General features: G+C 60.1%; 22 protein-coding genes. 11 read left to right on the forward strand and 11 right to left on the reverse strand.

Translation table 11 applies throughout. The features are described 5' to 3' along the window. Positions 1-174: 174 nt before the first annotated feature. The 4 genes from J122_RS11830 to moaB are packed head-to-tail and all read right to left on the reverse strand — an operon-like array spanning position 175 to position 2,685. On the reverse strand, positions 175-621 hold the full coding sequence (locus tag J122_RS11830; RefSeq protein ID WP_061332510.1) for a molybdenum cofactor biosynthesis protein MoaE: 447 nt from the start codon (positions 619-621) through the stop codon (positions 175-177). Between the two features lies 1 nt (position 622). Further along, the gene (gene moaD, locus J122_RS11835) at positions 623-883 is read right to left on the reverse strand and encodes a molybdopterin converting factor subunit 1 (protein WP_061332511.1); all 261 of its coding nucleotides are present in this window, start codon (positions 881-883) and stop codon (positions 623-625) included. 2 nt (positions 884-885) lie between these two features. Next, a complete protein-coding gene (gene glp / locus J122_RS11840) occupies positions 886-2,100 on the reverse strand; it encodes a gephyrin-like molybdotransferase Glp (RefSeq protein WP_061332512.1) in 1,215 nt (404 codons plus the stop codon). Between the two features lie 12 nt (positions 2,101-2,112). Then, on the reverse strand, positions 2,113-2,685 hold the full coding sequence (gene moaB, locus J122_RS11845) for a molybdenum cofactor biosynthesis protein B (protein WP_061332513.1): 573 nt from the start codon (positions 2,683-2,685) through the stop codon (positions 2,113-2,115). Positions 2,686-3,052: 367 nt separating this feature from the next. On the opposite strand from moaB, the gene rho reads away from it, so the two are divergent. The 3 genes from rho to J122_RS11860 all read left to right on the forward strand — a co-directional run bounded on the left by rho (position 3,053) and on the right by J122_RS11860 (position 7,031). After that, positions 3,053-4,315, forward strand: a complete 1,263-nt coding sequence (rho, locus tag J122_RS11850) for a transcription termination factor Rho (protein WP_058091947.1) — start codon at positions 3,053-3,055, stop codon at positions 4,313-4,315. Positions 4,316-4,537: 222 nt separating this feature from the next. Continuing rightward, on the forward strand, positions 4,538-6,025 hold the full coding sequence (ubiD, locus tag J122_RS11855; RefSeq protein ID WP_061332514.1) for a 4-hydroxy-3-polyprenylbenzoate decarboxylase: 1,488 nt from the start codon (positions 4,538-4,540) through the stop codon (positions 6,023-6,025). Between the two features lie 13 nt (positions 6,026-6,038). Beyond that, positions 6,039-7,031 carry a 2Fe-2S iron-sulfur cluster-binding protein gene (locus tag J122_RS11860; RefSeq protein WP_061332515.1) on the forward strand — a complete coding sequence of 331 codons (993 nt, stop codon included), beginning with the start codon at positions 6,039-6,041 and terminating at the stop codon, positions 7,029-7,031. Between the two features lie 61 nt (positions 7,032-7,092). On the opposite strand, the gene J122_RS11865 is transcribed toward J122_RS11860, so the two are convergent. From J122_RS11865 to J122_RS11890, 6 genes are all read right to left on the reverse strand, one after another. Continuing rightward, positions 7,093-8,334: a heme biosynthesis HemY N-terminal domain-containing protein gene (locus tag J122_RS11865; RefSeq protein WP_061332516.1), complete on the reverse strand. Its 1,242-nt coding sequence runs from the start codon at positions 8,332-8,334 to the stop codon at positions 7,093-7,095. Further along, positions 8,331-9,443 carry a uroporphyrinogen-III C-methyltransferase gene (locus J122_RS11870; RefSeq protein ID WP_082780581.1) on the reverse strand — a complete coding sequence of 371 codons (1,113 nt, stop codon included), beginning with the start codon at positions 9,441-9,443 and terminating at the stop codon, positions 8,331-8,333. Before J122_RS11870 ends, J122_RS11865 begins: the two co-directional genes overlap by 4 nt. Then, positions 9,430-10,269 (reverse strand): uroporphyrinogen-III synthase, encoded by an 840-nt coding sequence (locus J122_RS11875; protein WP_061332517.1) that lies wholly within the window; start codon positions 10,267-10,269, stop codon positions 9,430-9,432. Before J122_RS11875 ends, J122_RS11870 begins: the two co-directional genes overlap by 14 nt. Next, complete coding sequence (gene hemC, locus J122_RS11880) at positions 10,250-11,191, reverse strand: hydroxymethylbilane synthase (RefSeq protein ID WP_061332518.1); 942 nt, start codon at positions 11,189-11,191, stop codon at positions 10,250-10,252. Before hemC ends, J122_RS11875 begins: the two co-directional genes overlap by 20 nt. Before the next feature lie 85 nt (positions 11,192-11,276). Beyond that, positions 11,277-12,032 carry a LytR/AlgR family response regulator transcription factor gene (locus J122_RS11885; protein WP_061332519.1) on the reverse strand — a complete coding sequence of 252 codons (756 nt, stop codon included), beginning with the start codon at positions 12,030-12,032 and terminating at the stop codon, positions 11,277-11,279. Between the two features lie 30 nt (positions 12,033-12,062). After that, positions 12,063-13,151: a sensor histidine kinase gene (locus J122_RS11890; protein WP_227510186.1), complete on the reverse strand. Its 1,089-nt coding sequence runs from the start codon at positions 13,149-13,151 to the stop codon at positions 12,063-12,065. A gap of 59 nt (positions 13,152-13,210) precedes the next feature. Here J122_RS11890 and argH point away from each other — a divergent pair, with 59 nt between their 5' ends. The 3 genes from argH (at position 13,211) to J122_RS11905 (ending at position 17,449) form a co-directional block, all read left to right on the forward strand. After that, a complete protein-coding gene (gene argH / locus J122_RS11895) occupies positions 13,211-14,626 on the forward strand; it encodes an argininosuccinate lyase (protein WP_061332520.1) in 1,416 nt (471 codons plus the stop codon). Positions 14,627-14,768: 142 nt separating this feature from the next. After that, positions 14,769-16,847: a T6SS phospholipase effector Tle1-like catalytic domain-containing protein gene (locus tag J122_RS11900; RefSeq protein ID WP_227510187.1), complete on the forward strand. Its 2,079-nt coding sequence runs from the start codon at positions 14,769-14,771 to the stop codon at positions 16,845-16,847. Next, entirely contained in the window at positions 16,844-17,449 is a 606-nt protein-coding gene (locus tag J122_RS11905; protein ID WP_227510188.1) for a DUF2931 family protein, read from the forward strand. The genes J122_RS11900 and J122_RS11905 overlap by 4 nt, the downstream gene beginning before the upstream one ends. Positions 17,450-17,467: 18 nt before the next feature. Here the strand turns inward: J122_RS11905 and J122_RS11910 are convergent, their stop codons facing one another. Next, positions 17,468-19,909, reverse strand: a complete 2,442-nt coding sequence (locus J122_RS11910; RefSeq protein WP_061332521.1) for an EAL domain-containing protein — start codon at positions 19,907-19,909, stop codon at positions 17,468-17,470. Between the two features lie 139 nt (positions 19,910-20,048). Here J122_RS11910 and J122_RS11915 point away from each other — a divergent pair, with 139 nt between their 5' ends. From J122_RS11915 to J122_RS11935, 5 genes are all read left to right on the forward strand, one after another. Then, positions 20,049-22,898 (forward strand): class I adenylate cyclase, encoded by a 2,850-nt coding sequence (locus J122_RS11915; protein WP_061332522.1) that lies wholly within the window; start codon positions 20,049-20,051, stop codon positions 22,896-22,898. 72 nt (positions 22,899-22,970) lie between these two features. Beyond that, entirely contained in the window at positions 22,971-23,141 is a 171-nt protein-coding gene (lptM, locus tag J122_RS11920; protein WP_138436827.1) for an LPS translocon maturation chaperone LptM, read from the forward strand. Between the two features lie 44 nt (positions 23,142-23,185). After that, a complete protein-coding gene (gene lysA / locus J122_RS11925; RefSeq protein WP_061332524.1) occupies positions 23,186-24,436 on the forward strand; it encodes a diaminopimelate decarboxylase in 1,251 nt (416 codons plus the stop codon). 14 nt (positions 24,437-24,450) lie between these two features. Beyond that, a complete protein-coding gene (dapF, locus tag J122_RS11930) occupies positions 24,451-25,365 on the forward strand; it encodes a diaminopimelate epimerase (protein ID WP_061332590.1) in 915 nt (304 codons plus the stop codon). Positions 25,366-25,382: 17 nt separating this feature from the next. After that, complete coding sequence (locus tag J122_RS11935; RefSeq protein ID WP_061332525.1) at positions 25,383-26,135, forward strand: DUF484 family protein; 753 nt, start codon at positions 25,383-25,385, stop codon at positions 26,133-26,135. Positions 26,136-26,141: the final 6 nt, after the last annotated feature.

Consider the following 26,141-nt stretch of genomic DNA (forward strand, 5'->3'; position numbering starts at 1 on the left):
AATGGCCTGTCTCTGGTAAGCTTGCTGGATACGATGGTTCGGCTTCAGAGCCAACCGTGAACCGCCGTGGTACGGAACCGTATGCCCGGTGGTGTGAGAGGACGGGGGAGGCAACTCCCCCTCCTACTCGATTGCCTCAATCACCCTCATTGGCCGTCAGTCGCAAGGTGAGCTTTATTTCCAGGCCCTGGAGCGGTCCAGGTCCGAGTCTTTTTGCTCAACCCAGTGTTCGGTGTCTCCGGTGATTTCTTTTTTCCAGAACGGGGCTGACGTTTTCAGGGCATCCATGATGAATTCGCAGGCTGCAAATGCGTCCCCCCGGTGAGCACTGCAAACGCCGACAAACACGATCTGATCCGACAGCGCCAGCCGCCCGACCCGATGAATCACCCTCGCCTTGCGGACATCCCAGCGCTGGGAGGCGGAATCAATCAATCCCTGAATCACCTGTTCCGTCATGCCGGGATAATGCTCCAGGAATAACCCGGTCACCCCGGACAGGTCCCCTGAGTCCCGCACCAGCCCGGAAAAGGTCGCCACCGCACCCGTGCCGGAGCCGGAGGCGCGCAGCGCCTCGTATTCCGCGCCGACATCGAAATCTTCCGTCTGGATAGAAATCATTTCAACCTCCGGTCACCGGTGGAAAAAAGGCCACTTCATCGCCCGGCGTGACTGGCGTTGATGGTTTGGCCATGGCCTGATTGACGGCCGCCATGACCGGCTGGTCGCCCTGCAGTTGAGCCCAGGGGCCGCCACGGGCGGCCAGTTCTGACAACACGCCCTCAACGGTTTGGCCCGGAGTTGCCGGCAACTCAAGGCTCTCGGTATCAAGCTCCTCGCGAAGCCGTGCGAAAAAGCGAACAGTCAGGTTCTGGTCAGTCATGATCAGCTCATCAGTTCAGGGTACGAGTAATACATCACCGGGTCACCGATATTGATGGTGCTGTTTTCCGGCACCACCGCCAGGCCGGAGCTCCAGCAAGCGGCACTCAGCACGCCGGAGCTCTGGTTCGGGGCAGCGGACACGGAAGCGGTGGCCCCGTTGCCTGTCTTGCGGGCGCGCACAAACTCCCGTCGGATGGATGGTGAATGGGTAGTGAAGTCTGCGGGCAGGCATTCCCCGATCGGCAGCGCGTCGGGTCGCCCCTGGCGTTTGCGAATGTAGGGCATCACGATGACCATAAAGGAAATCAACACAGAGGCCGGGTTGCCGGGCAGCCCAAGCACCGGCGTGTCGTCAATGCTGCCGAACGCCAATGGTTTGCCAGGCTTGATGGCCATCCGCCATAAAGACAGCCGGCCGGACTCCTCGAGCACTGCGCGCACGTGGTCTTCTTCGCCCACCGACACGCCGCCACTGGTGATAATCAGGTCGGCTTTCCTTGCCGCCTCTTGCAGCGCTTGGCGGGTGCCGTCGCGAGTATCCCGAACGGTCTCGCAGAGGATAGCCTCACATCCCGCCTGTGCCAGCATCCCGAGCAGGGTGTAGCGATTGCTGTTGTAAATCTGGCCGGGGGCAAGCGGCTCGCCGGGTTGTACCAGTTCATCGCCGGTGCTCAGGATGGCCACCCGCAACCGGTCCAGTACCGGCACCTGTGCGATGCCCATCGAGGCCAGTAAGCCCATTTCCTGGGGGCGAATAAGGGTGCCCCGGGGCAATGCCAGGTCCCCCTGGGTCAGGTCCTGTCCGCGACGACGAATGTTCTGCCCGGCGCTGACTTCGGCCATGATGAGGATGTTGTCACCGGTACGTTCCACCCGCTCCTGCATCACCACCGCATTCGCGCCCTCCGGAATCTCTGAACCGGTGAAGATTCGCACAGCGGTACCGGGCGCCAGTGGTTTGGGGGCCGTGCCCGCCGGCACCCGGTCAGAGACCACCAGCGCCCGCCCGGGTGCGACGTCTGAGTGGTACACCGCATAGCCATCCACGGCGCTGTTGTCAGCCGGGGGAACGTCCGCCGGCACATACTGGTTCTCGGCCAGGACCCGCCCCAAACACTCGCTGAGCGGCACCGCCTGGGATTGTGTGACAGCGGTGGCGCGACTCAATATGTAGTTGAGAGCGTCGTCAACAGAGATCAGGTCAGAGCCTGCCATGGTACCTCCCGGTTATTTTTCTGCGCGGTTGCCAATGACTTCCTGAAGCCGGCTGAAAGCACGCTCTGGCTTGCGCATGACCAGTCCGGAATAGTTGCAGGGGCCGTGCCGGCTGTCCAGCTGGTCTTTCAGAATGCCTTCCCAGCCAGTCCTGCAGGCACCGGTTGAACCCGGCAGGCAGAAAATAACGGTGTTGTTGGCCATGCCACCGAATGACCGGGACTGAATCGTGGAAGAACGGATCTCCAGCGCCGATAACCGGCGAAATTCCTCGCCGAAACCCTCAATGACCTTGTCCAGCAGGGGCTTGACCGCTTCCGGTGTGCTGTCTCGTTCATGAAAGCCGGTGCCGCCGGTTATGATGACCGCCTGAACGTCCTGGTCCGCAATCCATTGTGAAATAATAGCGCGTATCAGGTAAACGTCGTCCGGAAGTATCCGGCGAGACACCAGTCGGTGGCCGGCCTCAATCACGCTGTCTTCGAGGAACTGCCCGGAGGTGTCCTGCTCGAAACCCCGTGTGTCAGATACGGTCAAAATAGCAATGTTCAGAGGTTTGAGTTCATTCGTAAGCTCAGTGCTCATGGCTTGGCTCCGCTCTACTGCATTCGAGATGCGTTCATCAGTAATACTAGTGTCAGTATCCGTATACGGGCCGCAGATGGGAAGGGAGTAACCCATCAGAGGGAGGTGTGCTGGTGGCGGAAGATCATGAAACTGACTTAATTTTGGACAGAGGTCTTGACAGACGCCTTCAAGGTGGTCGATTATGCGGCTTGCCCGGCGAACGGTTGTTCCCACTCTCTGGCTTCAGCAAACAAATCCGGCTTCCATCTGCACCGGTTGCTCCATCTAGCCAGCACCATGTTTCAGCTTTTTTGATCAATGCGTTCAGGGGCACCCCTGTCATTCCAACAGTCGTTTACTTCCATTCCTGACAATCCTACAAATTATGAATCTTACTGAACTCAAGCAGAAATCTGTGCCCGAATTGCTCGATATCGCGCAAGAAATGGGCCTGGACAACCTGGCTCGCTCGCGCAAACAGGATGTTATCTTCACCATCCTGAAGAAACACGCCAAGAGCGGCGAAGACATCTACGGCGACGGCGTACTGGAAATTCTGCAGGACGGTTTCGGCTTCCTTCGCTCCGGCGACGCCTCCTACCTGGCCGGCCCGGACGATATCTATGTTTCCCCCAGCCAGATTCGCCGTTTCAACCTGCGTACCGGCGATACCGTCTCCGGTAAAATCCGTCCTCCCAAGGATGGTGAGCGTTACTTCGCCCTGCTGAAAGTTAACGAGATTAACTTCGATAAGCCGGACAACGCCCGCAACAAGATTCTGTTTGAAAACCTGACCCCGTTGTTCCCCCAGGAGCGATTGACCCTGGAAGTGGGCAACGGCAGTACCGAAGACCTTTCGTCTCGGGTACTCGACCTGGTAGCCCCGATCGGTAAAGGCCAGCGTGGCCTGATCGTGTCCCCGCCCAAGGCCGGTAAAACGCTGCTGATGCAGGGCATTGCCCAGTCCATCGCCCGCAACAACCCGGAATGTCACCTGATGGTGCTGCTGATTGACGAGCGCCCGGAAGAAGTGACTGAAATGCAGCGCACCGTGCGCGGCGAGGTTGTAGCCTCCACCTTCGATGAGCCGCCGGCTCGTCACGTGCAGGTAGCGGAAATGGTGATCGAAAAGGCCAAGCGCCTGGTCGAGCACAAGAAAGATGTCATCATCCTGCTGGACTCCATCACCCGCCTGGCCCGCGCCTACAATACGGTGATTCCGTCTTCCGGCAAGGTGCTCACCGGTGGTGTTGACGCCCATGCCCTGGAAAAGCCCAAACGCTTCTTCGGTGCGGCCCGGAATGTGGAAGAGGGCGGCAGCCTGACCATCCTGGCGACCGCGCTGGTGGATACCGGTTCCAAGATGGACGAGGTTATCTACGAGGAGTTCAAGGGCACCGGTAACATGGAAGTGCACCTGGACCGCAAGATTGCCGAGAAGCGTGTCTACCCGGCCATCAACATCCGTCGTTCCGGCACCCGCCGTGAAGACCTGCTGATGAGCGAGGCAGACATCCAGCGCGTGTGGATTCTGCGCAAGCTGCTGCACTCCATGGACGACGACACCGGTGCACTGGAGTTCCTGCTAGACAAGCTACGTGACACCAAAACCAACGACGAGTTCTTCCAGTCCATGAAGCGTCGTTGATACTGGTCTCTATGCGTGTCTGATTTCGGGGCGTACCCCCCAAAGTTCAAAGAACAAGGCCGGGAGAGGGTGTCAAAACCATCAGGAAAACCACCGTTTTCCGTTTTGACACCCTCTCCCGGCCTTGTTCAAACTCCGAACTAAAAAATCAAAAGGCTAAATGCAGGGCAGTCCGGATAAGCCCAAACTCCGTAGTACCGTAGACCAGAAACGGAGCACACCATGAAATACAGCGACCTGAGAGACTTCATCAGCCAGCTGGAAAAGCTGGGTGAGCTGAAACGCATCAGCGTAGAAGTCGACCCCCACCTGGAAATGACCGAAATCTGCGACCGCACACTGCGGGCCGGTGGGCCGGCGTTGTTGTTTGAAAACCCGAAAGGCTACGACATGCCCGTGTTGGCCAACCTGTTTGGCACTCCCAAACGGGTGGCGCTGGGGATGGGGCAGGAAGACGTGGCGGCATTGCGGGAGGTTGGCAAGCTGTTGGCGTTCCTGAAAGAGCCGGATCCCCCCAAGGGCTTCAGGGATGCCATCGAAAAACTGCCGATCTTCAAACAGGTGATGCGCATGAGCCCGAAAGTGCTCCGCTCGGCACCCTGCCAGGACGTGGTGATCGACAAGGACCAGGTTGACCTGTACCAGATTCCGGTACAGCACTGCTGGCCCGGTGACGCCGGCCCGTTGGTAACCTGGCCGCTGGTAATCACCCGTGGGCCCAATAAAGAGCGCCAGAACCTGGGAATCTATCGGCAGCAGGTGATTGGTCGCAACCGGTTAATCATGCGCTGGCTCAGCCATCGGGGCGGGGCGTTGGACTATCAGGAATTCCGCCGGGCCAACCCGGACAAACCCTATCCGGTGGCGGTGGCCCTGGGCGCGGACCCGGCAACCATTCTCGGCGCTGTTACCCCGGTGCCGGATTCGTTGTCCGAGTACGCCTTCGCCGGGTTGTTACGGGGTGCCCGTACCGAGCTGGTCAAGGCTGGCCTGAGTGATTTGCAGGTACCGGCCAGCGCCGAGATCGTGCTGGAAGGGTTTATCTACCCGGACGACATGGCTCCGGAGGGCCCCTTCGGCGACCATACCGGTTATTACAACGAGGTGGATCATTTCCCGGTGTTCACCGTGGAGCGAATCACGCACCGCCGTGACCCGATTTACCACAGCACCTACACCGGTCGCCCGCCCGATGAGCCGGCGGTGCTCGGGGTGGCGTTGAACGAAGTGTTTATTCCGATCCTGCAGAAGCAGTTTCCGGAGATTGTGGATTTCTACCTGCCTCCGGAAGGCTGCTCCTATCGGCTGGCCATCGTTACCATGAAAAAACAGTACCCGGGCCATGCCAAACGGGTGATGATGGGCGTATGGTCGTTCCTGCGGCAGTTTATGTACACCAAGTTCGTGATTGTCACCGATGACGATGTGAATGCCCGCAGCTGGGAAGATGTGATCTGGGCCATGACCACTCGGATGGACCCGGTTCGGGACACCACGATGGTGGAGAATACACCGATCGACTATCTCGACTTCGCCTCGCCGGTGTCTGGCCTGGGTTCAAAAATGGGCCTGGATGCCACCAACAAATGGCCCGGTGAGACCGATCGGGAGTGGGGCACCGCGATCACCATGACCGATGAGGTCAAGCAGCGGGTGGACGACCTGTGGGACAGCCTCGGCATTGAAATTCCCGCCGCCCGCCCCGATTGACAGGAGCGGCCGGATGCATCGGATTCGGCTTAAGCCATCCGGCCTGGGTTTTCAGGTGGCAGACGATACGGACTTGCTGCTGGCCGCTGCTGAATCCGGGATTCAGGTGCCGGCCGCCTGCAGAAATGGCGTTTGTGAAATCTGTGAGGCCCGGCTGGTGTCCGGTCTGGCCCTGAATACCCGTAATCAGAAACTAATCACGGTTGGTGAGCGTTTAATGATGTGTCGAACTTTGGCGCTGACTGACCTGAAACTGGAGATACCCGCCGTTATGGCATCAGGAAATCATCAACCCCGGCAATACCTGGCAAAAGTGGTGGACGTGCGCTCCATCAGTCACGATGTGTATCGGGTTGAATTGCAGTTGCCGAAGCGCCGCGAGGTGGCTTTTCACGCCGGCCAGTACCTGTCGGTGAACCTTCCAGGTGCCGAGCCCTGCTATTTTTCAATTGCCAGCAGTCCGTCGGCCGCCAATATCGAGTTGCACATCCAGGCCTCGCCAGACTGGGTGTCTGCCCAGAAGGTGATTGATGCCCTGACCTCAGGGCAGGATGTTACCGTGGAGTTGCCTCACGGCAAGGCGTGCCTGGCTGCCGCGCCGGACAAACCGGTGCTGATGGTGGCGGCAGGTACCGGTTTTGCACAGATGAAAAGCCTGTGCGAATTCCTGCAGGAAACCCGTTTCCAGCACCCGGTCAAATTGTACTGGGGGGTGCGCAAGCACGAGGATATGTACCTGCGGTCGCTGGCCCAGCAATGGCATGACGACTGGCCACCGTTCAGCTTCTTCCCGGTGGTCGGTGACGACGAGGACAACGATTGGGGTGGCCATCACGATCAGTTGGTGGGTGCCGTGCTGGCATCCGGGGCAGACTGGCAAAATGTGGAAGTGCATGCCAGTGGCTCGCCAGCCATGGTCTACACCCTGATGGATGCGTTGATGGCTGAAGGGTTACCAAAGCAGGCGTTCTTTTCGGATGTGTTGGAATACGCTCCGCGGGATTGAACGCCGCCATGGTGAACCAAAAAGGCCGGATGGTAACCATCCGGCCTTTTTGGTTCCAGTGTCAGGCCCTTGGCATGGGCAGGTCTGGCAAACTGTTATCGCTTTCCAGACCCTGCATGAGCAGCTTGATACTGGCTTCCTCTTCGCCCATGTGAGCATTCAGCCGGCTTAACTCGGCCAGGGTTTCCCGGCTACGGCGCAGGTGCAGGCTGGTCTGGAAATACTCTTTTGCCTTGCCCCAGAGCTCGTTACGCAGGCTGAGGCGGCCCAGGGCCAGCAACAGCTCCGCATTATTGGGACGGTCTTTCAGCCACTGTTCGGCAATCAGCAGTTGCTCTTCGGGCTGGTTGCCCTTTACCCGCCCATACAGGTTGATGAGCTCATCGCTCCAGTGGTTTCTCAGTACCTTGCGCAACAGGGTTTCGGCCTGGGCTTCGTCACCCAGCCTGGCCAGCAGGCTGGCGTAATCCCGGATGGTGTATTCGTCCCGGCGCACAAAGCCGGGCAGCTCGTCCCATAGCCGGGTCAGCGGTTCCAGAGACGCCTCCGGGTTGTCTTTGCGCAGCTTCTGGGTGTCTTCTGCGGCCCTTTCCAGCAGGTTATGCCATACCTGCCGTTCAAGCTCGTCCAGCTCTTTGCCCGGCAATACATCCCGCTTGCGAAGCTCTGGTATCAACCGGGACAGCTCACGCCAGTCTTCCAGGCGCAGGTAGGTGTTCTTCAGGAGCTTCAGCACAAACGGATGATGGGGCGACTCCTTGCGAAGGCGCAGCAGGGTGGCCAGGGCTTGCTCCAGCCGATTGCCTGCCAGTTGCAGCTGGGCCTGGGTCAGCCCTACCGCCATGCTGGAGCCAGGGGTGCTGTCATAGGCTTTGCGCAACAGCTCATCCACCGCTTCGTGGTCACCGGTTTCAAAGGCCGCCTGGGCGGCAGCAAGGTAGTTGATCAGCGGTGTGTCGGCTTTGTCTGCCGAGGTGGCCAGCAGCTTGCGGGCCCGTGGCCAGTTGCCCTCGGCTAGTGCCAGCAGGCCCTGGGTGGTGCGGCGCCGGGCCCGGCGTTCGTTGCCCCGGGATACCCAGCCGGCCACCATCCCGGTGCCGTGGCGCAGGTGCCTGAAGGTATTGATCAGAGAAACCGCCAATACCACCAGCAGGATTATCAGCCCGAGGCCCACCCAGAAATTGGTTTCAATCAGGTAATGGCCCAGGCTGATGCGAATATAGCCAAGATCATAGGTCAGCCCCAGGGATAATGCGGTGCCAACCAGCAGCGCGACCAGCAGGAGCAGCAGAAGCCTGATCATGAGTCATTGCCCCCGCGTTCGGTTCCGGAGGCGTCATCATTGCCGGTCGCCAGCCGACCGGCCAGCCGCTCTTTCAGCAAGCCGAGGGACTGGCTGATATCCGGCAGGGTTGGGTCCACATTTCGGTCCGCCAGTTCCGTCAGCGTATCGGCCAGTCCCCGGATCGCCGGATTGGTGGCGTCATACCAGTCGTTTATGGTGGTGATGGCCTTGTTCAGGGCCCGTTCATACAATGGCTGGTTGCCCCGAAGCACGGCCATTTCGGCCTCTTCCAGCATCAACTGAAGGTTAAGGCGAGCCCAGGCGCTCTGGTCCGGCGACAACAGGGGTTTGACCGGTTCGTCCAGACGACGGACCACGACCACCTGTTTGAGGGTGTCGAGGAAACGATTCCAGCCCCGCACAAACATGTTGCGGCCATCGGTCGGGGCATTCGGGTCTTCGGTCATCTGGAAACCGGGGGCCTGATCATGAATCAGGGCCTGGTCAGTCAGGTCGTGGATGCTGGCAATGGCCGCTTCCAGTTTCAGGTACAGTCCGGTGCGGTCGACGCCCTGGATGCCACGCAGTGACAGAATTTCCCGGGCCAGTTGCTGGCGAACCGGGTAAACCCCGATGTCATCGGATTCCCGCAGAACCTCATCCGCTGATTCCAGGGCAGACAGGGCGCCCCGGATATCTTTCTCAATCAACAGGCGCTGGTTGGCGATGCGCAGCAGGTATTCCGCCTCGGCCAGCAGCCAGTCGGTACGGGTACGATTCCCGGCCTCAAGCAGTTCCCGGGCATTGTGGTCAATCTGTCGCTGCTGGGTGGCGATCAGCTCGCGCTGGGCTGAAAGGTTATTCTCCAGTGACTGAAGGCGCTGGCTCTGCTCGCTGCCACGGCTGCCATAACGGTCTTCCAGTTGTGCCGTATCCTGGCGCAACTCCTGGATCACCAGCATAGTGGTTTTGTGGGTTTGCCATTGTTGCCAGTTCCAGAACGCGAGGGCCAGGGCAATAATCAGCGCCAGCATGGCAATCAGCCATACCGGCCACAGGCGCACGCGGGCGGAATTGGCAGGGTTTACCGGAGCGGGCAGTTGCTTTGTTGTTTCAGTCACGGGCATCCTTACTTGGTTTACCGTTGTCACCGGCCTCCTGCATCAGCCAGGAAGCCACACTGGTCACCAGATCCTGGTCAGCCAGGCCGTCCGGAACCAGCACATTCCTGAAGCCGGCCTTGCGGGCCTGCTCCGAGACTCGTTCCGCTGGAACCACCAGCAGCGCATTGTTCAGGGTCGCCAGGAACGCGCTGCTGGCCTCTACCAGATTGTTCAGGGTTTCACCGGAAAGCGCAATAATCACCTCCGGCCGGAACCCAGCGAAATTGTCTTCTAAGTCGTTGGCAGCATAGTACGGCCGGAAGCGTCGGTACAGCGGCAGAACCGTTACACGGGCACCTCGTTGCTCCAGGGTCTGTCGGATCAGCTCGCGGCCGTCTTCTCCCCGTGCCAGTAGCACTTTTTCGTGGTTTAGATTCTGCAATCCCGGCAGGGCCAGCAGGGCTTCACTGGTCCAGCCATTGTCTGGCTTGTTCGGGCTCAGACCGTGGTGGGCGAAAACCGCGGCGGTGCCGGCACCCACGCCATACCACTGGATGCCCATGGGCACCTGGGGCCACCAGTGATCGATCTCATCAAGCAGCAAGCTGGCTGCGTAGGGGCTGACGGCAATGATGTGAGCGAAGTGGTCCAGATCCTGAAGGGTCGACCGGCGCTCTGGTGTTGCAGGCAGCGGCTCCCTGGCCATCAGGGGCATCCGGCGAACTTCGGCGCCGGCGGCCTGAAAAGCCTGTGCCAGGCGGCTTGCCTCGGGTTCTGGCCGGCAAATCAGTACGCGCCGGCCCTGCAAGGGCAGGGCCTGGCTATTCCGATCAGCTTGGGGTGTGGCCATAGATCTCAGCCAGTACCTTGTCAGCACCCATAGCCAGCAGCTGCTCCGCCAGTTCACGGCCCAGGCGTTCGCCTTCGGCGCGGGGCGCGCGGCCTTCTACCCGAAAAATCTCGGTGCCGTCGACAGCGCCCACCAGCCCGCGCAGCCACAATGTGTTGTCGTCTTCCAGCAGGGCATAGGCGGCAATGGGAACCTGGCAACCCCCTTCGAGGCGCCGGTTCAGGGCCCTTTCTGCTTTCACCCGGTCAGAAGTATCGTCGTGATTCAGTGGTGCCAGCAGTGCCCGCAGCTCGCTGTCATCAAGGCGGCATTCAATACCCAGCGCGCCCTGGCCAACGGCCGGAAGCGAGACAGTATCCGGCATGCAGTAGCGTATCCGGTCGTGGAAGCCCAGGCGCTTGAGGCCGGAGCTGGCCAGAACAATGGCGTCGTATTCGCCGGCATCCAGCTTGGCCAATCGGGTGTTGACGTTGCCTCGCAGCATCTTGATTTCCAGGTCCGGGCGGTTGGCCCTGAGCTGGGTTTCGCGGCGCAGACTTGAGGTGCCAACCACGGCACCCTGGGGCAGTTGGTCCAGATGATCGTACTGATTGCTGATAAACGCATCGGTCGGGTCTTCCCGCTCACAGATAGCCACCAGGCCAAGGCCCTCCGGGAATTCCATGGGCACGTCTTTCATGGAATGCACCGCAAGGTCGGCCCGGCCGTCAAGCATGGCTTCTTCCAGCTCCTTCACAAACAGCCCCTTGCCACCAATCTTGGCCAGGGGCACGTCCAGAATCTTGTCGCCCTGGGTTTTGATCTTCACCAGCTCCACGGTGATGTGATCGTGCAGCCTTTCCAGTTCGGATTTGATGAATTCCGCCTGCCACAACGCCAGGGCGCTGCTGCGGGTTGCAATGCGAAGGGTTCGTGTTGACATGGCACTCACAGTCGTAGGAAAAAATGTGCCCCAAGGTTACCTTGTGGCAGTGAAAAAGTCCCGCCGTAGACGGCCCTGTACCCCGTCAGGGGGAGGGTTGGTGCTCCTGCAACCACTGCCTGACATGGCTGGCATGGCGGCGGCTGACCGGTAGCAGGGTGTCTGAGTCGTTCAGTGCCAGCATACTCTGACCATCGCTGTTGCGCCGCAGGGCCTGGATGAAACGCACGCCGACCAGGGTATGCCGATGAATGCGTAACAGTTTTTCCGGATACGCCTGCTCCAGTTCTTTCAGGGTGTAATCACAGACCGTTTCACCCCGGCTGTGGTGCAGGGTGACGTATTTCTGGTCCGCTTCGCAGTAGCGGATGTCTGTAAGATCAATCAGTTCTGTTCCCCGGTGGGTGCGCACGGCAACCTGTTCGGTGGTCAGGTCGCTGTTGTGGGTCAAGGCCTGGAGCTGAACCCGGTTGACCTTTCCCGCCCGAGCCAAGGCGTCTGCCAGAGCCTCCCGTCGCACCGGTTTGAGCAGGTAGGCGATGGCGCGAACCTCGAACGCCTGGATGGCATAGTGGTCGTAGGCTGTACAGAAAATAACCGCCGGCGGGTTGCTGAGCTGGCTCAGCTGGTGCGCCGCTTCCATGCCGTCCATGCCCGGCATGCGAATGTCCATCAGCAGGATATCCGGTTCCAGCTCGGCCACCTTGCGCAGGGCGTCATTGCCATCGCTCGCTTCACCGCACACCCGGTATTCCGGCAGTTCTTCCACCAGGCGCTGAATGCGCTGCCGGGCCAGGGGTTCGTCGTCTGCGATCAGAATGCGCTGCGGTTGTTGGTTCATGGTGCTCCTGCGGTCGCCTGGTCTGTTTTGTCAGCTTGCTGTCCTTGCGGGCAGCCTGAGGGTAACTGTGTAGATGTTGTGTTGATGGCTGTGTTTGAGAACCGCTGGCTCGCCGAACAAAGCCTGGAGCCTGGCCTGGATGTTAACAAGGGCCACCTGGTTGCCCTGGTGCTGGCGGTTGCTGGACTCCGGTTTCGGGTTCTGGACCATCAAGTATACAAAATGGCCTTTGCCGTACACCTCGATCCGCACTGTGCCGCCTTCGGGTCTGGGCTGAATGCCGTGGTAGATGGCGTTCTCTACCAGCGGTTGTAAGGTCAGCGGAGGAATGGCCTGTTGCTCGAGGCCCGGCTGTATGTCCCAGTCCAGCTTTAACCGGTCTCCCAGGCGCAGGGCTTCAATGGCCAGATAGCGTTGGCACAGCTCCAGTTCACGGCTGAGTGGTACCAGTTGATCATCGGTGCGCAGGCTGGCCCGGAACAGCTCGGACAGATCCAGAACCGCCTCTTCTGCCTGTTCCGGATTGCTGGCAATCAGGCTGGCAATGGTGTTCATGCTGTTAAACAGGAAATGGGGCTGGATCCTGGCCTGCAGCGACGTCAGCCGGGCCTGCATTTCGGCCTCTCGCTGTTGTTGCCACTGGTCCTGCAGGTAAAAGTAGCGTAACACCATCAGCACGATCAGCAGTGCCACCAACAGTTTCTTGGCAATGCCCTGCCACAGCGCAACCCCCGGCTGCGGGTGCAATACGTTGTCGGCAAACAGGCTGAAAGCCAGCACATCCAGCAGCACAATGACCACAATGGCGAGGGTGGCGCGGGCGACGCTCATTTGCGCCAGCCATGGCCGCAGCAGGCAGATCAGTGCGGCACTGGTGAGGGTGGTCCACTGTACGAACAGGGACAGCAAGCCGAAGTAGTTCCAGTCTATCCAGCCGCGCTCGGCCTGCACGATAGACAACACCAGGACAAAAAGCTCACTGGTGACCAGCAGCAGGAACACCGCCCGCACCCGGCAAAGATCGGGCACGTAGAAGTCGGTGGAGTCCTTCTTGTTGATGCCTTTGTCGGTTCCCAGGGGAGTCTCCTTAACCGTGGTCAGAATGCTATACTGCGGCAAATTTTCACTTATCCATTGCCGGCGTGATGATGCCGGGCTGTCAGCAGGAAAGATAGACCATGACGGATCAGAAAAAGTCTGACCAGACCACATCCTCCGAAAAACCCTGGGGTGGCCGCTTCAGCGAGCCCACAGACGCCTTTGTTGAGCGCTTCACTGCGTCGGTCGGTTTTGACCAGCGCCTGTATCACCATGATATTACCGGCTCCATCGCCCATGCCACCATGCTGGCTCAAGTGGGTGTGCTCACTGACGCTGAGCGAGACCAGATTATTGATGGTCTGAAAGGCGTGAAGGAAGACATCGAGGCCGGCCGCTTCGAATGGTCTGTCAGCCTTGAAGACGTGCACATGAACATCGAAGCCCGGCTGACCGACCGCATCGGCATTACCGGTAAAAAGCTGCACACCGGCCGCAGCCGTAACGACCAGGTAGCCACCGACATCCGCCTGTACCTGCGGGACGAAATCGACGTGATTGCCGAGGAACTGGCCCGCCTGCAGGCTGGCCTGTTGGATCTGGCCGAGCGTGAAGCGGACACCATTATGCCCGGCTTCACCCACCTGCAGACCGCCCAGCCGGTTACCTTTGGCCACCATTTGCTGGCCTGGTACGAAATGTTGGTGCGTGATGCCGATCGTCTGCAGGATTGTCGCAAGCGGGTGAATGTGATGCCCCTGGGCGCTGCCGCCCTGGCCGGCACCACTTACCCGATCGACCGCAACCTGACTGCCGAGCTGCTGGGCTTTGACCGGCCGACTGAAAACAGCCTGGATTCGGTGTCTGACCGGGACTTCGCCATCGAATTCTGCAGCTTTGCCGCGCTGCTGATGACCCACCTGTCCCGGTTCAGTGAAGAGCTGGTGCTGTGGACCTCGGCCCAGTTTGATTTCATCGACCTGCCGGACCGCTTCTGCACCGGGTCCTCCATCATGCCCCAGAAGAAGAACCCGGATGTGCCGGAGCTGGTGCGCGGCAAGACCGGCCGGGTCAATGGTCACCTGATCAGTCTGCTGACCCTGATGAAGAGCCAGCCGCTGGCCTACAACAAGGACAATCAGGAAGACAAAGAGCCGCTGTTCGACACTGTCGATACCATCAAGGGCTGCCTGAAGGCCTACGCCGACATGATTCCGGCGATCGAAGCCAAGGCCGATAACATGCGGGTAGCAGCCAAGCGGGGCTTCTCTACCGCCACCGATCTGGCCGACTACCTGGTCAAGAAAGGCGTGCCTTTCCGGGATGCCCACGAAATCGTCGGCAAGTCTGTTGCTTTTGGTGTGGCCGAAAGCCGTGATCTGTCCGAGATGACCCTGGAAGAACTGCAGCAGTTCTCCGACGTAATTGGTGAGGATGTGTTTGACGTGCTGACCCTGGAAGGCTCCGTGCAGGCCCGTGATCACCTGGGCGGCACCGCACCGAACCAGGTGCGTGCGGCGGTGGCCCGCGCCCGGAAGGGGCTAAGGCTGGTGTAGTCCATGGGTGTGTCATAGGCTGATCAGCGTAGAAGATTTATGACAAAACCGTGAAGTGCGGTTTTGTCATAAATACGAAATATCGGCTAGGATTGCCGACTGATTCTTACCCATTTTCTACCGTCAACAAGGAATGCTGACGATGAGCTTCATGAAACTGGTCAGGCCCTCGGAGCTGAGAGCCTGTGATCTTCCCCACGTTGAAACCCCCTTTTTCGCCGCCGATAAGGCCAGGCGCCTGGTTAAAGAGAACGACCATGTTCGTTCAAACATGCACTCGTTATTCAGGCACCACTACCGTGGCCGAGGCAACATAGCCGAGACTGTCCACCGGGCGGTGAAAGACGGTGAGCTGATGTTGGTCTGTGAAGGCTGGGATGGCCCCTTCTCCCCCATGGTGACCTGGCAGCCAGATGACAGCTTGCCTGCCGGGGGGCGGTGGCGGGTAAATGATAGCTGGATATACACGCCTTCTGCGATTGAGAGCGCCGTGGCGCAACTGAACGAATGCGGCGTGACCCCCGATCAGTTGCGCCAATCTGACCCCTGGGGGGTTGGGGCGCTGGAAGTGAATATGTTCTCGATGCACTACCGGCAGTGTCAGCGTCAGGAGCAGGCGGCTCAGGGCAGCGAAGATGACCACCGGCTGAGCCTGCCCTTAGGGGCTTCCGCGCTAGTGGCTCCCGTTCTGATGTCCGCATCCGCCGCCGAAGGCGCCAAGGAGGACTCCTCCCGGGAACCTTCTCCCAAGATTCATCTGGAAGTTGGCTTGTTTACCGACGGCACCATGAACAATGCCGCGAATACCCAGGCTTTTAAAGAGCAGCTGGAGCAGGAGTGCCTGATTCCCTACGAGAACAACACCATCAGCCGGGAAGAGTGTGAGCGGCGGATGGGCCTGATGTTGGGTGACAGTTACGCCAATGCCGCCAGCAATGTGGCTAAGTTGTGGGATTTGTACATCGAAGAAGAAAAAGAGGAGGAGGGTACCAGCACCTACCGGCGTAAAATCTATGCTCCTGGGGCGGGCACCAAGACCGGCGATGATGATGTGCTGTATAGCGCAGCCACCGGCATGGGGGAGGCTGGCATTGTCCCACAGGTAACCTACGCCTTCTCTCAACTGGCCCAGCAGGCCAAAGACACATTTCAAGATAAGCCTATTAATCGGTTGACCCTGGATCTGTTCGGCTTCAGTCGGGGGGCTGCTGCGGCCCGCCACGCTGCGCATGAGATTAATCAGGGGGAAAGCGGCCTGCTCGCCGAGATACTGGCTCAGAACCATATTCCTTGGCCGGAGACGGTAGAAATTCGCTTCGTGGGACTATTCGATTCCGTGGCCGCCATCGTTAACCCGGCCGCTGGTGATTTATCGGCTCATAACAACCGCAACTACCCGGTAAAGCTGTACCTGAATTCGGACAAGGTGCGCCATGCAGTGCACCTGACCGCCGCCCATGAGCACCGCAGGAACTTTGCTCTGAACAGTCTGCGAAGCCGCGACGGTAGCTTGCCGGCCAACTTCCGGGAAATCTCCCTGCCTGGGGTTCATTCCGATATTGGAGGTGGTTACGGCGACAGCCAGCGCGAGGACGTGCTGTTAAGCCCCAGGTTGCCGATACCTCGCGACCGGCTGCGCTGGCCGGACAAAACCCTGCAGTGGGACAACCTGGAGGCCAAACGGCAACAGGTAGAGGCCGCTGGCTGGATTGGCCCCGACAACCTGCCGGTACGGCAATCCGAACAATTGCAGGCCTGGCCGAAAGACCTGGGCCCTGAAGGACCAGCCCGACTGGAAATTGTTACCCGGCGCCAGGAGCACCCGGCGCCGGATGGCCGGGTGGAACTGGTGTTGCGGATGCTGCGCCAGGTGCGGGGGGAGTATTCGCAGGTGGCCTTGAGGTTGATGCATCGGCTGGCCACCGATAGCGGTGCGCCGCTGCAAGATATCGATACCAGGAGAACCGACAATACCTTGCCAGATGAACTGACCCCCATCCTGCAACAACTCCTGGAACAGGTTGAACAAGGGAGCGACGCCCCTTCATTGACCACGGAACATGAACACCTGTTGCTCCAGCGCTATATCCATTACTCCGCACACTACAACGGCATCGAAACCCTGGTGGCGGGAACACCTGCGAAGTTAGAGGGATTGCATCCCCATGCACCGGTGCTCTCCGGGGAGCGCCTGGTTTATCCACAAACAGAGGGCGAATGATGATTCAGAAAATTCTGGCCATAGGCATAGTGGCCATGGCCCTGTTGGGCAGCGGGTGTTCAGCGTGGTCGAAGGCAGACGACACTCTTTGGATGATCAGGATAGCGGCACCACAGCACTACGAAGTGTGGGTGACCGACATGTTTCTGGAGAAGTCGGGTGAGCGGAGCTGGCGCCAGCCCATCGGCGCGGTGGGGTGTTGCTGGAAGGGGCCCCGTGGCCCAACTGGAGCTGGGGCCGGAGTTGACCCCTTTCCGGAACTGATTCTGGTCAACTGGTTTTCCTACGCGGAGCAGAAATATTACACCAAGATCATTCAAGTGCCGGAAGACCTGTTGGACCGAATGCGGGAGCCGGCAACCTACAAGACGCCGATGGGTGTGTATTCCGGCCCCCGGCACTTCTTGACCATTGGCCTGGCACCCGGCGGCACCGTGGTGGTCTGGATTTCGAACCAGATTGGCAACGAAATCGAGGTGATGCGCATGCAGGCCACGGAAGTACCGGGTGACCCGGATGATTTTGAGGTGGGCACCAAAAATTATCTTGAAAAGCACGGTGACTACCTCAGGGAACATGGCGTCCCGATGGAGGGCTGGTAGGCGGCTCCCAGCAACCGCTTACCCGCCTATCCGGCCGGTGCTGAGTTCTACCTCCGCTGGCTTGAGCTCTTCCAGCGGCCGCGGCCGTGACAAACGGTAACCCTGGCCAAAGTGAATGCCCAGGGTTCGGACTTTCCTGAGGGTTTCATCGTTCTCTATAAAGGTGGCGACGGTTTCCTTGCCGGCGGTTTCGGCAATCCGATGCAGGGCATCCACCATGATCTGCTGCACCGGATCACGTTCCAGATCGTTCATGATGCGCCGGTCCAGTTTGATGATATCCACCGGCAGGTTGGCGGCCAGGCTGTAGCTTTCCACGGATGCCCCCGCCCCTTCCAGGGCAACCCGGCACCCCGCCCGGTGCAGGGCGTCACATAATACGGCTACCTCATCGGGATACTGGGTGGCGTGGGATTCCCGGATCTCCAGGCAGAAACAATGGGGCTGGAACGGGGTCTGGCGCACCTGTTGTTCCATGAAATCAGCAAAGGTGTCATCCAGAATGGTGGCCAGGGACAGGTTGAAGCCGCAGTACTTCAGCCTTGGCTCCAACAGTCGATGCTGGCTCAGCCACTGGAGAGTCTGTCGGATAACCTGGCGGTCCAGGCGCTTGGCCAGGTCAAACCGTTCTGCTACTGGCAGGAACTGCTCCGGCAGCAGGGGCGAGTCGTCGCCTGTACCCGGAATCCGGCACAGGATTTCAATGTGGTCACCCCAGGTGACGCTGGCCACCGGCTTGAGGGATTGAAACTCCAGAATCAGCTGGCCGTTATCCAGGGCCTGATGCAGCTGTTCAAGCTGGCGGTCGGTGCCCCGATTGGCCAACTCGCCGGGCAAGGCCTGGGTGGTGTGGATACGGTTGCGCCCGGAGGTCTTGGCGGTATGGCACAGGTCGGCGGCCTGGGTCAGTAGTTGTTCAGGCTGGAGCGGAGCGTCGGTTCCGAGAATCAGCAGGCCGCCACTGGCGGTGGTCTGTAACTGTCTGCCCTGCCATTCAAACTGGAACTGGGCAATCTGCTCCCGGATTTCCTCGGCAATCTTGCGGGCCCTGGGTTCGGGGCAGTTCTCTATGAACAGAGCAAAGGTGTCACCGGACAGCCGGGCCAGGGCGTCCCGCTGGCGCACCCGCAGCCCGAGCATACCGGCCAATTCACGCAGGTACCGATCGCAGGTGCCACTGCCGGCCTGTTCGTTGAACTGTTCAAAACTGTCCAGGTCGAGCAGCAGCAAGCCGTCCATCGACTGGCGTTTGCGCTTATGCTTCATGGCCCGTTCCAGATGCTCGACAAAGGAGCGCCGGTTCATCAATCCGGTCACCGGGTCATGGCGCATCCGGTAGTCGCCGCTGCCGCTGTGCTGGACACGATTGCTGATGTCTTTGGCAACATGGACGGCACCGACCACCTCGCCTTGCAGGCCCTGAATATTCTGGAAATGAAATTCGTAGACTGGCAGGCCTTCGCCCTGGCGGTTCAGGGGCATCTCGGCCACGAAGTGCTCCCGGTCAAAGGCACGTTGCCACAGGCGCTCTATCATGCGCCGTTCGTTGGTGAAGTCGGCAAGCAGGGTTTTAAGGTTGTCGCCGGGCCTTGGTTCGGCGCCAAAGGCGTTTCGGAACTGTTCTGCCCAGGGAGCGTTGAAATGCAACAGGTTCAGGCTGGTGTCGACAGCGACCACGAGGTCTGGCGTGGCGCTGGCGGTTGCTTCCAGAATCCTCTGGGCCTGCTGCCGGGCGTGGTCATGTAGCATGGCTTCACTGTGGTTGACCATCACGCCACCGAGCTTCTGGATCCGGCCGCCGCTTTTCAGGGCGCGGCCCGACAGGATGACTCGTTGCAAACGTTGCCGGCTGGTCAGTACCGACAGCTCCATACTGAACGGCCGGCCCGTGCGCATGCAGCGGCGGAACAGGGCGCGCACGCGGTTCTGGCCGACCTGGCAGTAAAACAAGGCCTGCTCGGGTGACAATTCCGTCCCGGGGCGCAACTCCAGCAAACGGTACATGCCCTCAGACCAGCTGATCTCATTGGAGGTCATATCCAGCTCCCAGAGCCCGAAACCCGCGCCTTGTTCTGCCAGTCGTAACAGGCGGCTGTCCATGTCGCCGCTGTCTTTCAGGGAAATGGTGGCGTTGGCGGCCTGGTCTGAATCGCGCATTTCCATGCGCAAGCCCAGAATGGCGGTAAAAAAGAAGCCATCCTTGTGGCGGAAGGTCACCAGCACCGTCTGGCCGTTGTCCAGGTGGTGTCGGTGGGCCGGGGCAAAGGGATCGTCCTGCCGGGACGCGAGAATGCGTTGCACCGGTTGTCTGATCAACGCCCCGGCGTCGTAGCCGAACATGGCCTCGGCATGGCGGTCGACGTGGGCGATTCGGCCATCGTCGTCCACCCGCAGCAGGGTTGGCTGAATGACAGGTCCGGACAGATCCGGCCGATAACGTTGGATGATAAATTCTTTCACAGCGCAGGTGCCTCTTCAGGAGTTGCCGGTTCCGGTGTGTGCCGAAAACGGATCATCCTTTTATTTTTTTACCGGTTTTGCCACGATTCATTCATCATACTGACTATCTGACTGAAAATAACCACTTGCCGGAGTCCTCTTGACCGTTCTCGCACCGCCCATCGTTCTCGACTTTGAGGACGGCATCGACCGAAAAACCCTGCGGCGGCTGCGGGACCGGTTTCTGTTGGTCAATCGTCAGCGCTGGGAACGGGCGTGTTCGGCCCTGACTTACCGGCAGCAGGTGGTGCTTGAACTCTTACCGCTGGCGTTTCATCTGAATCATCCCGCTTTGCCGGGCTATCTTGATGGCAATTGCCCCCAGGGCCTGGCCGGCTACACGCCGGGTAACGATGTGCTGAACTCGGCGCGCCGTTTTGCCCGAAGTTTCAGTGTTCGCGACCAGGGGCTTCGCAAGGCCGATCTCGACAGCCTGTTCCTGATGGGCAGCCCCGGCACCCTGGGACACTCGGTCGCCAGTGATCTGGATGCCTGGCTTTGTCATCGGGATGATCTGCCTGAACAGGGTATCCGCAGCCTGGAGCGCAAGGCCGAAAAACTGTCGCAATGGGCGGCAACGCTGGGCGTTGAGCTCCACGTGTTCGTGTTCTCGGCCAGCGATTGGCGGGCCGGCCGGCAGCGGGCCGAGGTCACCGGAGAGAACTGCGGCAGTGCCCAGCATTTCCTTTTGCTGGACGAGTTCTACCGGACCAGCATCCACCTGGCGGGGCGGTATCCTCTCTGGTGGCTGATCCCGTCGGACGCCGAGGAGCATTACCAGGAATGCCGCCGGCGGCTGGTGGAGTGCCGCTTCATCAAGGCCAGCGAGTACATTGATTTTGGCGCCGTGCCGTCGATTCCCGATGAGGAGTTCCCCGGCGCCGGTATCTGGCAGCTTTACAAAGGCATCGATGCTCCCTGGAAGGCCATTCTCAAGTTGTTTCTGATTGAGTGTTACGCCACCGATACCGCCCAGCCGTTATTGTCCGCCAGCTTCAAACAGTCGGTGTATCAGGGGCAAACCAGTGCCGACGTTCTCGACCCCTACGTCATGCTGTATCAGCGACTGGAGCAATGGCTGTTGACCAGTGGTGCTCCGGAACGCCTGGACCTGGTGCGCCGGAGCCTGTACCTGAAGGCGGGATTGCCCCTCACGCGGGCTGGCATGGCGGGTGACCAATGGCGAATCGATCTGCTACGACAGCTGGTGCAGCAGTGGGAATGGGGCGAAGACCGCCTCAGTGCCCTGGATAATCGCCAGCGCTGGCGGGCTGAAGAGGTGACCGGTCTCAGGCGGAACATCGTGGCGGAGCTTACCCACAGTTACCGCCTGTTGTCCCGCATGGCCCGGGAGCAGCAGACCCGGGCGGCCATCAGCGCCAATGACATCAACCTGCTGGGCCGCAAACTCTACGCCGCCTTTCAGCGCAAGGCGGGCAAGATCGAACTGGTTAACCCTGGTCTGGTGCCGTCGCTGGCGGAGGAAAACCTGTCTTTTCACCACCAGTCCGAACAGGGCGGGGAAGGTGACGGGTGGTTGCTGTACCGGGATCTTGAAGATCCCTCCGACGCCTTCTGGCAACCGGTGATCCGCCGCGCAGGCAATCTGGCGGAGCTGTTGGTGTGGTGTTACTGCAACGGCTTGTTGCATCGCTCCACCCGGCTCAATGTCCGGGCGGGCAAGAGTGTTGCCTCGGTGGCCGAACTGAAAGACATTGTGGAGGTCTTGTCGGGCTTTCTGCCTATGCCCATGTCTCCGGCGCCCAGAGAGGCGCTGTCCCGAGGTGTGCGCCCGCTGAAAAACCTGTTGCTGATTAATGTGGCGGTGGACCCGCAAGCCCACCTGACCGAACGTGGGCTACACAAGCTCAGTGCCCGTTCCGATTCACTGGGGTTCAGCGGTGGGCGCGATAACCTGGTGCTGACCATTGATCAGATTACCCTGAACAGCTGGCATGAGATCAGTCTGCAGCACTATGCCGCCGGAGATACCCTGATCCAGTGCCTGAAAAACGTGTTGGCTCAGGTGGCCATGAACCCGGCCGAGCTGCCGGAAATCCGCGTGGCGGCCCCCAGTCGGGGGCATGGCAGCGCCATTGCACGCCGGGTGCGGGAGTTGTTCGGAGATGTATTACGCCAGTTCTTTGCCGGCGGCACCGGGCCGCACCCCTTGCGTTACATCATCGAGATGGATCATCGCTATTTCCTGCTGCAGTTCAGCGGCCGGGAACCGGGGTTTGTCGCCCTGGACAGTCGTGAAGCTCTGCTGGCAGCGCTGTTGCAGCCGCAGGATGAGTATCTGCCAATAGTGCCGGACCGCCATGCCCTGCGGGACGAGCCGGTGCTAAAGGCGGTCTGCGCCGCGTCCGAAGCGGGCAATATACAGGTGTTCTGGTTGCTTCAGGGTGACCGTGGCCAGCTCTGGGTTGTCGATGAGCATGGCAGTTTGTGGGCCCGTTCGGTCCGGGCAGGGCATCGCAACCACCTGCTTGGTCCGTTAATGCGCTTCCTGGAAAACCTGGTGGAACGGCGCCTGTTGCGTCAGGCAGAGAACCTGGACCCGGCGGGCGGTATCCGTTGCTATGAAATGGTACGTCGCGACGCCCGCTGGATTGCTGAACTCCGGCCCTATCAGGGCACCGCGGTGCCACTTTCGGGCCTGGAGGTTCAGGCCGTCGGTGTTCAGCAGGGCGACAGCACACTGCGGTTCGATATTTACTGCAACGATCAGGAATTCAGTGTGCAGGAATACGGGGACCGTCTGATTCCCGCCGTCGCACACTACATCCGTTCGCTGCGCCAAAGTGGTGAATCTTATCCGGTGTATCTCACCGACCTGCACCTGCCCCATGATCTGGACCCGCAGTTGTATCAACGGGATATCCAGACCGGTCAGTCACTGTATTACCGTACCAGGCTGGAAGACGCCCTCAACCGTTATCTGCCGTAAGCCATCGGGTCCCTCGCGATCAGGGGCGGGTGTCGGGTATACTTCGGCCATTATTCACTCAGGGGTATGGGTATGCAGGTTGGACCATCTCGCCGGCCGTGGGCGCTCTCGATGCTGTTGTTGTTGCTGCTTGCCGGTTGTGGCCAGAAGGGGCCACTGTACCGGGACGTGCCGCAGGCAGATCCGGCCCGGTCCGGTCAGGTCGATGAGCGCGCCGACACCGATGAGTCGCCGGAACGCTGAACAGCCAACCCTGGCAGTAATCCATCCAGATAGTCAGGATCAACATGGATCATTTCAATTACCGCAATGGCGAACTGTACGCCGAAGATGTTCCGGTGGCGTCAATCGCTGAGCGATTTGGCACCCCGGCTTACGTATATTCCCGGGCCACCCTCGAGCGTCACTATCGGGCCTACGACAGCGCCCTGAATGGCCGCCCGCACCTGGTGTGCTATGCCGTGAAGGCCAACAGCAACCTGGCGGTGCTCAATGTGCTGGCGCGACTTGGCGCCGGTTTTGATATTGTCTCTGCCGGTGAGCTGGAGCGGGTGCTGCGCGCCGGTGGCGATGCCGCCAGGGTGGTGTTCTCCGGCGTTGGCAAACAGGAATGGGAAATGAAGCGGGCGCTCGAAGTGGGCGTGCGCTGTTTCAACGTTGAATCTGACACCGAACTGGACCGCCTGAACAAAGTGGCCGGAGAGTTGGGCGTGAGGGCACCGGTCTCGCTGCGAGTGAACCCGGATGTCGATGCCGGCACCCATCCCTACATTTCCACCGGACTGAAGGAAAACAAATTTGGTATCGATATCGCCGAGGCCCCCCAGGTATACGCCCGTGCCGCAGCGTTACCGAACCTGGATGTCCATGGGGTGGACTGTCACATTGGTTCCCAGCTGACGTCAGTCTCCCCGTTTCTGGATGCCCTGGACCGGGTGTTGGTGCTGATCGATACCCTGGCGGACCAGGGCATTCATATCCGCCACCTGGATATGGGGGGCGGCCTGGGCGTGACCTACAATCAGGAACAGCCCCCGCAGCCAGCGGATTACGTCAAGGCACTGGCCGAGCGACTGGGTGATCGGGAGCTGGAACTGATCATGGAGCCGGGCCGCTCCATTGCCGCCAACGCCGGTATATTGCTGACCCGCGTGGAGTTTCTGAAGTGCACCGAGCATCGTAACTTCGCCATTATCGATGCCGCCATGAACGACCTGATCCGCCCGGCACTGTACAGCGCCTGGCAGGCCATCATCCCGGTACAGCCCCATCAGGACGGTGAGGAAAAAGCCTGGGATCTGGTCGGGCCGGTGTGCGAAACCGGCGATTTTCTGGGCAAGGATCGCAAACTGCGGCTGAAAGCGGGCGATTTGCTTGCGGTTCGGTCAGCGGGTGCCTACGGTTTTGTTATGGCGTCCAATTACAACACCCGTAATCGCCCGCCCGAGCTGATGGTTGACGGCGATCAGGTGCATGTGGTGCGCCGCCGGGAGACCCTGGACGATCAGCTTGGCCCTGAAAGTTGCCTGCCGGAATGAACGGGGAGCAAGAAATGAATCCGCAAAGACGGGGCCAGGGGCCGTTGCTCCGGTTTACCAAGATGCACGGGCTGGGGAACGACTTTATGGTGGTGGATGCCATAAGCCAGCCTTTCCGCCTGCGTCCGGAGTTGATCCGGGAGCTGGCGGATCGGAACTTTGGTATCGGCTTCGACCAGTTGCTGGTGGTCGAACCGCCGGGTCTGCCTGATGTGGATTTTCGCTATCGTATTTTTAATGCCGATGGTTCGGAAGTGGAGCAGTGCGGCAACGGCGCCCGCTGCTTTGCCCGGTTTGTGCGTGATCAGCGCCTGACCAACAAGCGGGTGATCCGGGTACAGACTGCCAAGGGCGTGATCGAGCTGAAAATCGGCAAGGATGGCCTGGTGATGGTCAATATGGGCGTGCCGGAACTCAATCCGCCCGCCATTCCCTTCGCCGCGGACTGTCAGAAGACCGTGTACACCGTCGATGTTGATGGCCAGAGCGTGGAATTGTCGACGGTTTCCATGGGCAATCCCCACGGTGTACTGGTGGTGGATGACGTCGACACGGCGCCGGTTGCCACCCTTGGCCCCATGCTGGAGAAGCATCCCCGGTTCCCCGCGCGGGCCAATATCGGATTCCTGCAGATCGTCGACCGGAGCCATGCCCGCTTGCGTGTATTTGAGCGTGGTTCGGGAGAAACCCTGGCCTGTGGCAGTGGCGCCTGTGCTGCGGTGGTGGCCGGCCAGCTGCGAGGCCTGCTGGATACCCGGGTGGAGGTGGAGCTGCGGGGTGGCCCTCTGGTGATCGAATGGCAGGGGAATGGGTCCCCTGTTATGATGGAAGGCCCCGCTAAAACGGTATTTGAAGGGCAGCTTCGTCTGCCGGGCGATCCCCAGCCCCGGCGTCGCAGAAGTTCCCGAACCAATAAAACAAGGTCCTGACGGCTCAGGAGAACACGATGACAGAACAAACGGCCCGCCAGAAGGCCGGCGAACTCACTCGGGAGCAGGTGGCCGATTATCTTCGCGCCAATCCTGATTTTTTTCTTGATCAGGATGAACTGCTGCGCAGCCTGACTCTGCCCCACGACAGTGGCCGGGCCATCTCGCTGGTGGAACGCCAGGTTCATCTGTTCCGTGAGCAGCGGGATACCCTTCGCCGTGAACTGGTGGAGCTGGTATCGATCGCCCGTCATAACGACCGGCTGTTCGAGAAAAGCAAACGGTTGCTGATGCAGGTGATTGAAGCCAGGTCACTCAACGATATAGCCGCCGCCGTCGATGACAGCATCCGCGGCGATTTTGGCCTGGATGCTGCCTCGGTACTGCTGTTCAGCGATTCGGCGCAGCCGGAGAAAGGCGAGGGAGCCCTGCACATCGTCAACTCCGTCCAGGCCCGGGAGCGTCTGGGCTCGTTGCTGGAGGGTGATCGTGCGGTGTGCGGCCAGTTCCGGGAAAGCGAGCGGGAGTTCCTGTTCCCGGACCGGGATGAACCGATTGCCTCGGTGGCCCTGGTACCGCTGCGTCACGAGGGTCTGGTTGGCGTATTTGCTGTCGGCAGCTGCGAGCAGGGTTATTTTGATCAGAGCATGGGGTCGCTGTTTCTCAGCTATATCAGCGATACCCTGAGCCGGCTGCTGCCCCCCATGCTTGATCGTTATCGCACAGATGCCCCGGTGTCTGGCCTGGCTGTGGAGAGCGGCCAGGGGTGACCGGGC

It is taken from the genome of Marinobacter excellens LAMA 842 (genome assembly GCF_001574445.1).
Taxonomy (GTDB): domain Bacteria; phylum Pseudomonadota; class Gammaproteobacteria; order Pseudomonadales; family Oleiphilaceae; genus Marinobacter; species Marinobacter shengliensis.

What these genes read in the sequence shown, in the direction of transcription:
- rho (WP_058091947.1), top strand. Translation starts at nt 3,053, where the DNA reads ATGAATCTTACTGAACTCAAGCAGAAATCTGTGCCCGAATTGCTCGAT.
- J122_RS11935 (WP_061332525.1), top strand. Translation starts at nt 25,383, where the DNA reads ATGACAGAACAAACGGCCCGCCAGAAGGCCGGCGAACTCACTCGGGAG.
- argH (WP_061332520.1), top strand. Translation starts at nt 13,211, where the DNA reads ATGACGGATCAGAAAAAGTCTGACCAGACCACATCCTCCGAAAAACCC.
- J122_RS11865 (WP_061332516.1), bottom strand. Translation starts at nt 8,334, where the DNA reads ATGATCAGGCTTCTGCTGCTCCTGCTGGTCGCGCTGCTGGTTGGCACC.
- ubiD (WP_061332514.1), top strand. Translation starts at nt 4,538, where the DNA reads ATGAAATACAGCGACCTGAGAGACTTCATCAGCCAGCTGGAAAAGCTG.
- dapF (WP_061332590.1), top strand. Translation starts at nt 24,451, where the DNA reads ATGAATCCGCAAAGACGGGGCCAGGGGCCGTTGCTCCGGTTTACCAAG.
- lysA (WP_061332524.1), top strand. Translation starts at nt 23,186, where the DNA reads ATGGATCATTTCAATTACCGCAATGGCGAACTGTACGCCGAAGATGTT.
- moaB (WP_061332513.1), bottom strand. Translation starts at nt 2,685, where the DNA reads ATGAGCACTGAGCTTACGAATGAACTCAAACCTCTGAACATTGCTATT.
- J122_RS11900 (WP_227510187.1), top strand. Translation starts at nt 14,769, where the DNA reads ATGAGCTTCATGAAACTGGTCAGGCCCTCGGAGCTGAGAGCCTGTGAT.
- hemC (WP_061332518.1), bottom strand. Translation starts at nt 11,191, where the DNA reads ATGTCAACACGAACCCTTCGCATTGCAACCCGCAGCAGCGCCCTGGCG.
- J122_RS11870 (WP_082780581.1), bottom strand. Translation starts at nt 9,443, where the DNA reads ATGCCCGTGACTGAAACAACAAAGCAACTGCCCGCTCCGGTAAACCCT.
- lptM (WP_138436827.1), top strand. Translation starts at nt 22,971, where the DNA reads ATGCAGGTTGGACCATCTCGCCGGCCGTGGGCGCTCTCGATGCTGTTG.
- J122_RS11875 (WP_061332517.1), bottom strand. Translation starts at nt 10,269, where the DNA reads ATGGCCACACCCCAAGCTGATCGGAATAGCCAGGCCCTGCCCTTGCAG.
- J122_RS11830 (WP_061332510.1), bottom strand. Translation starts at nt 621, where the DNA reads ATGATTTCTATCCAGACGGAAGATTTCGATGTCGGCGCGGAATACGAG.
- glp (WP_061332512.1), bottom strand. Translation starts at nt 2,100, where the DNA reads ATGGCAGGCTCTGACCTGATCTCTGTTGACGACGCTCTCAACTACATA.
- J122_RS11905 (WP_227510188.1), top strand. Translation starts at nt 16,844, where the DNA reads ATGATGATTCAGAAAATTCTGGCCATAGGCATAGTGGCCATGGCCCTG.
- J122_RS11885 (WP_061332519.1), bottom strand. Translation starts at nt 12,032, where the DNA reads ATGAACCAACAACCGCAGCGCATTCTGATCGCAGACGACGAACCCCTG.
- moaD (WP_061332511.1), bottom strand. Translation starts at nt 883, where the DNA reads ATGACTGACCAGAACCTGACTGTTCGCTTTTTCGCACGGCTTCGCGAG.
- J122_RS11860 (WP_061332515.1), top strand. Translation starts at nt 6,039, where the DNA reads ATGCATCGGATTCGGCTTAAGCCATCCGGCCTGGGTTTTCAGGTGGCA.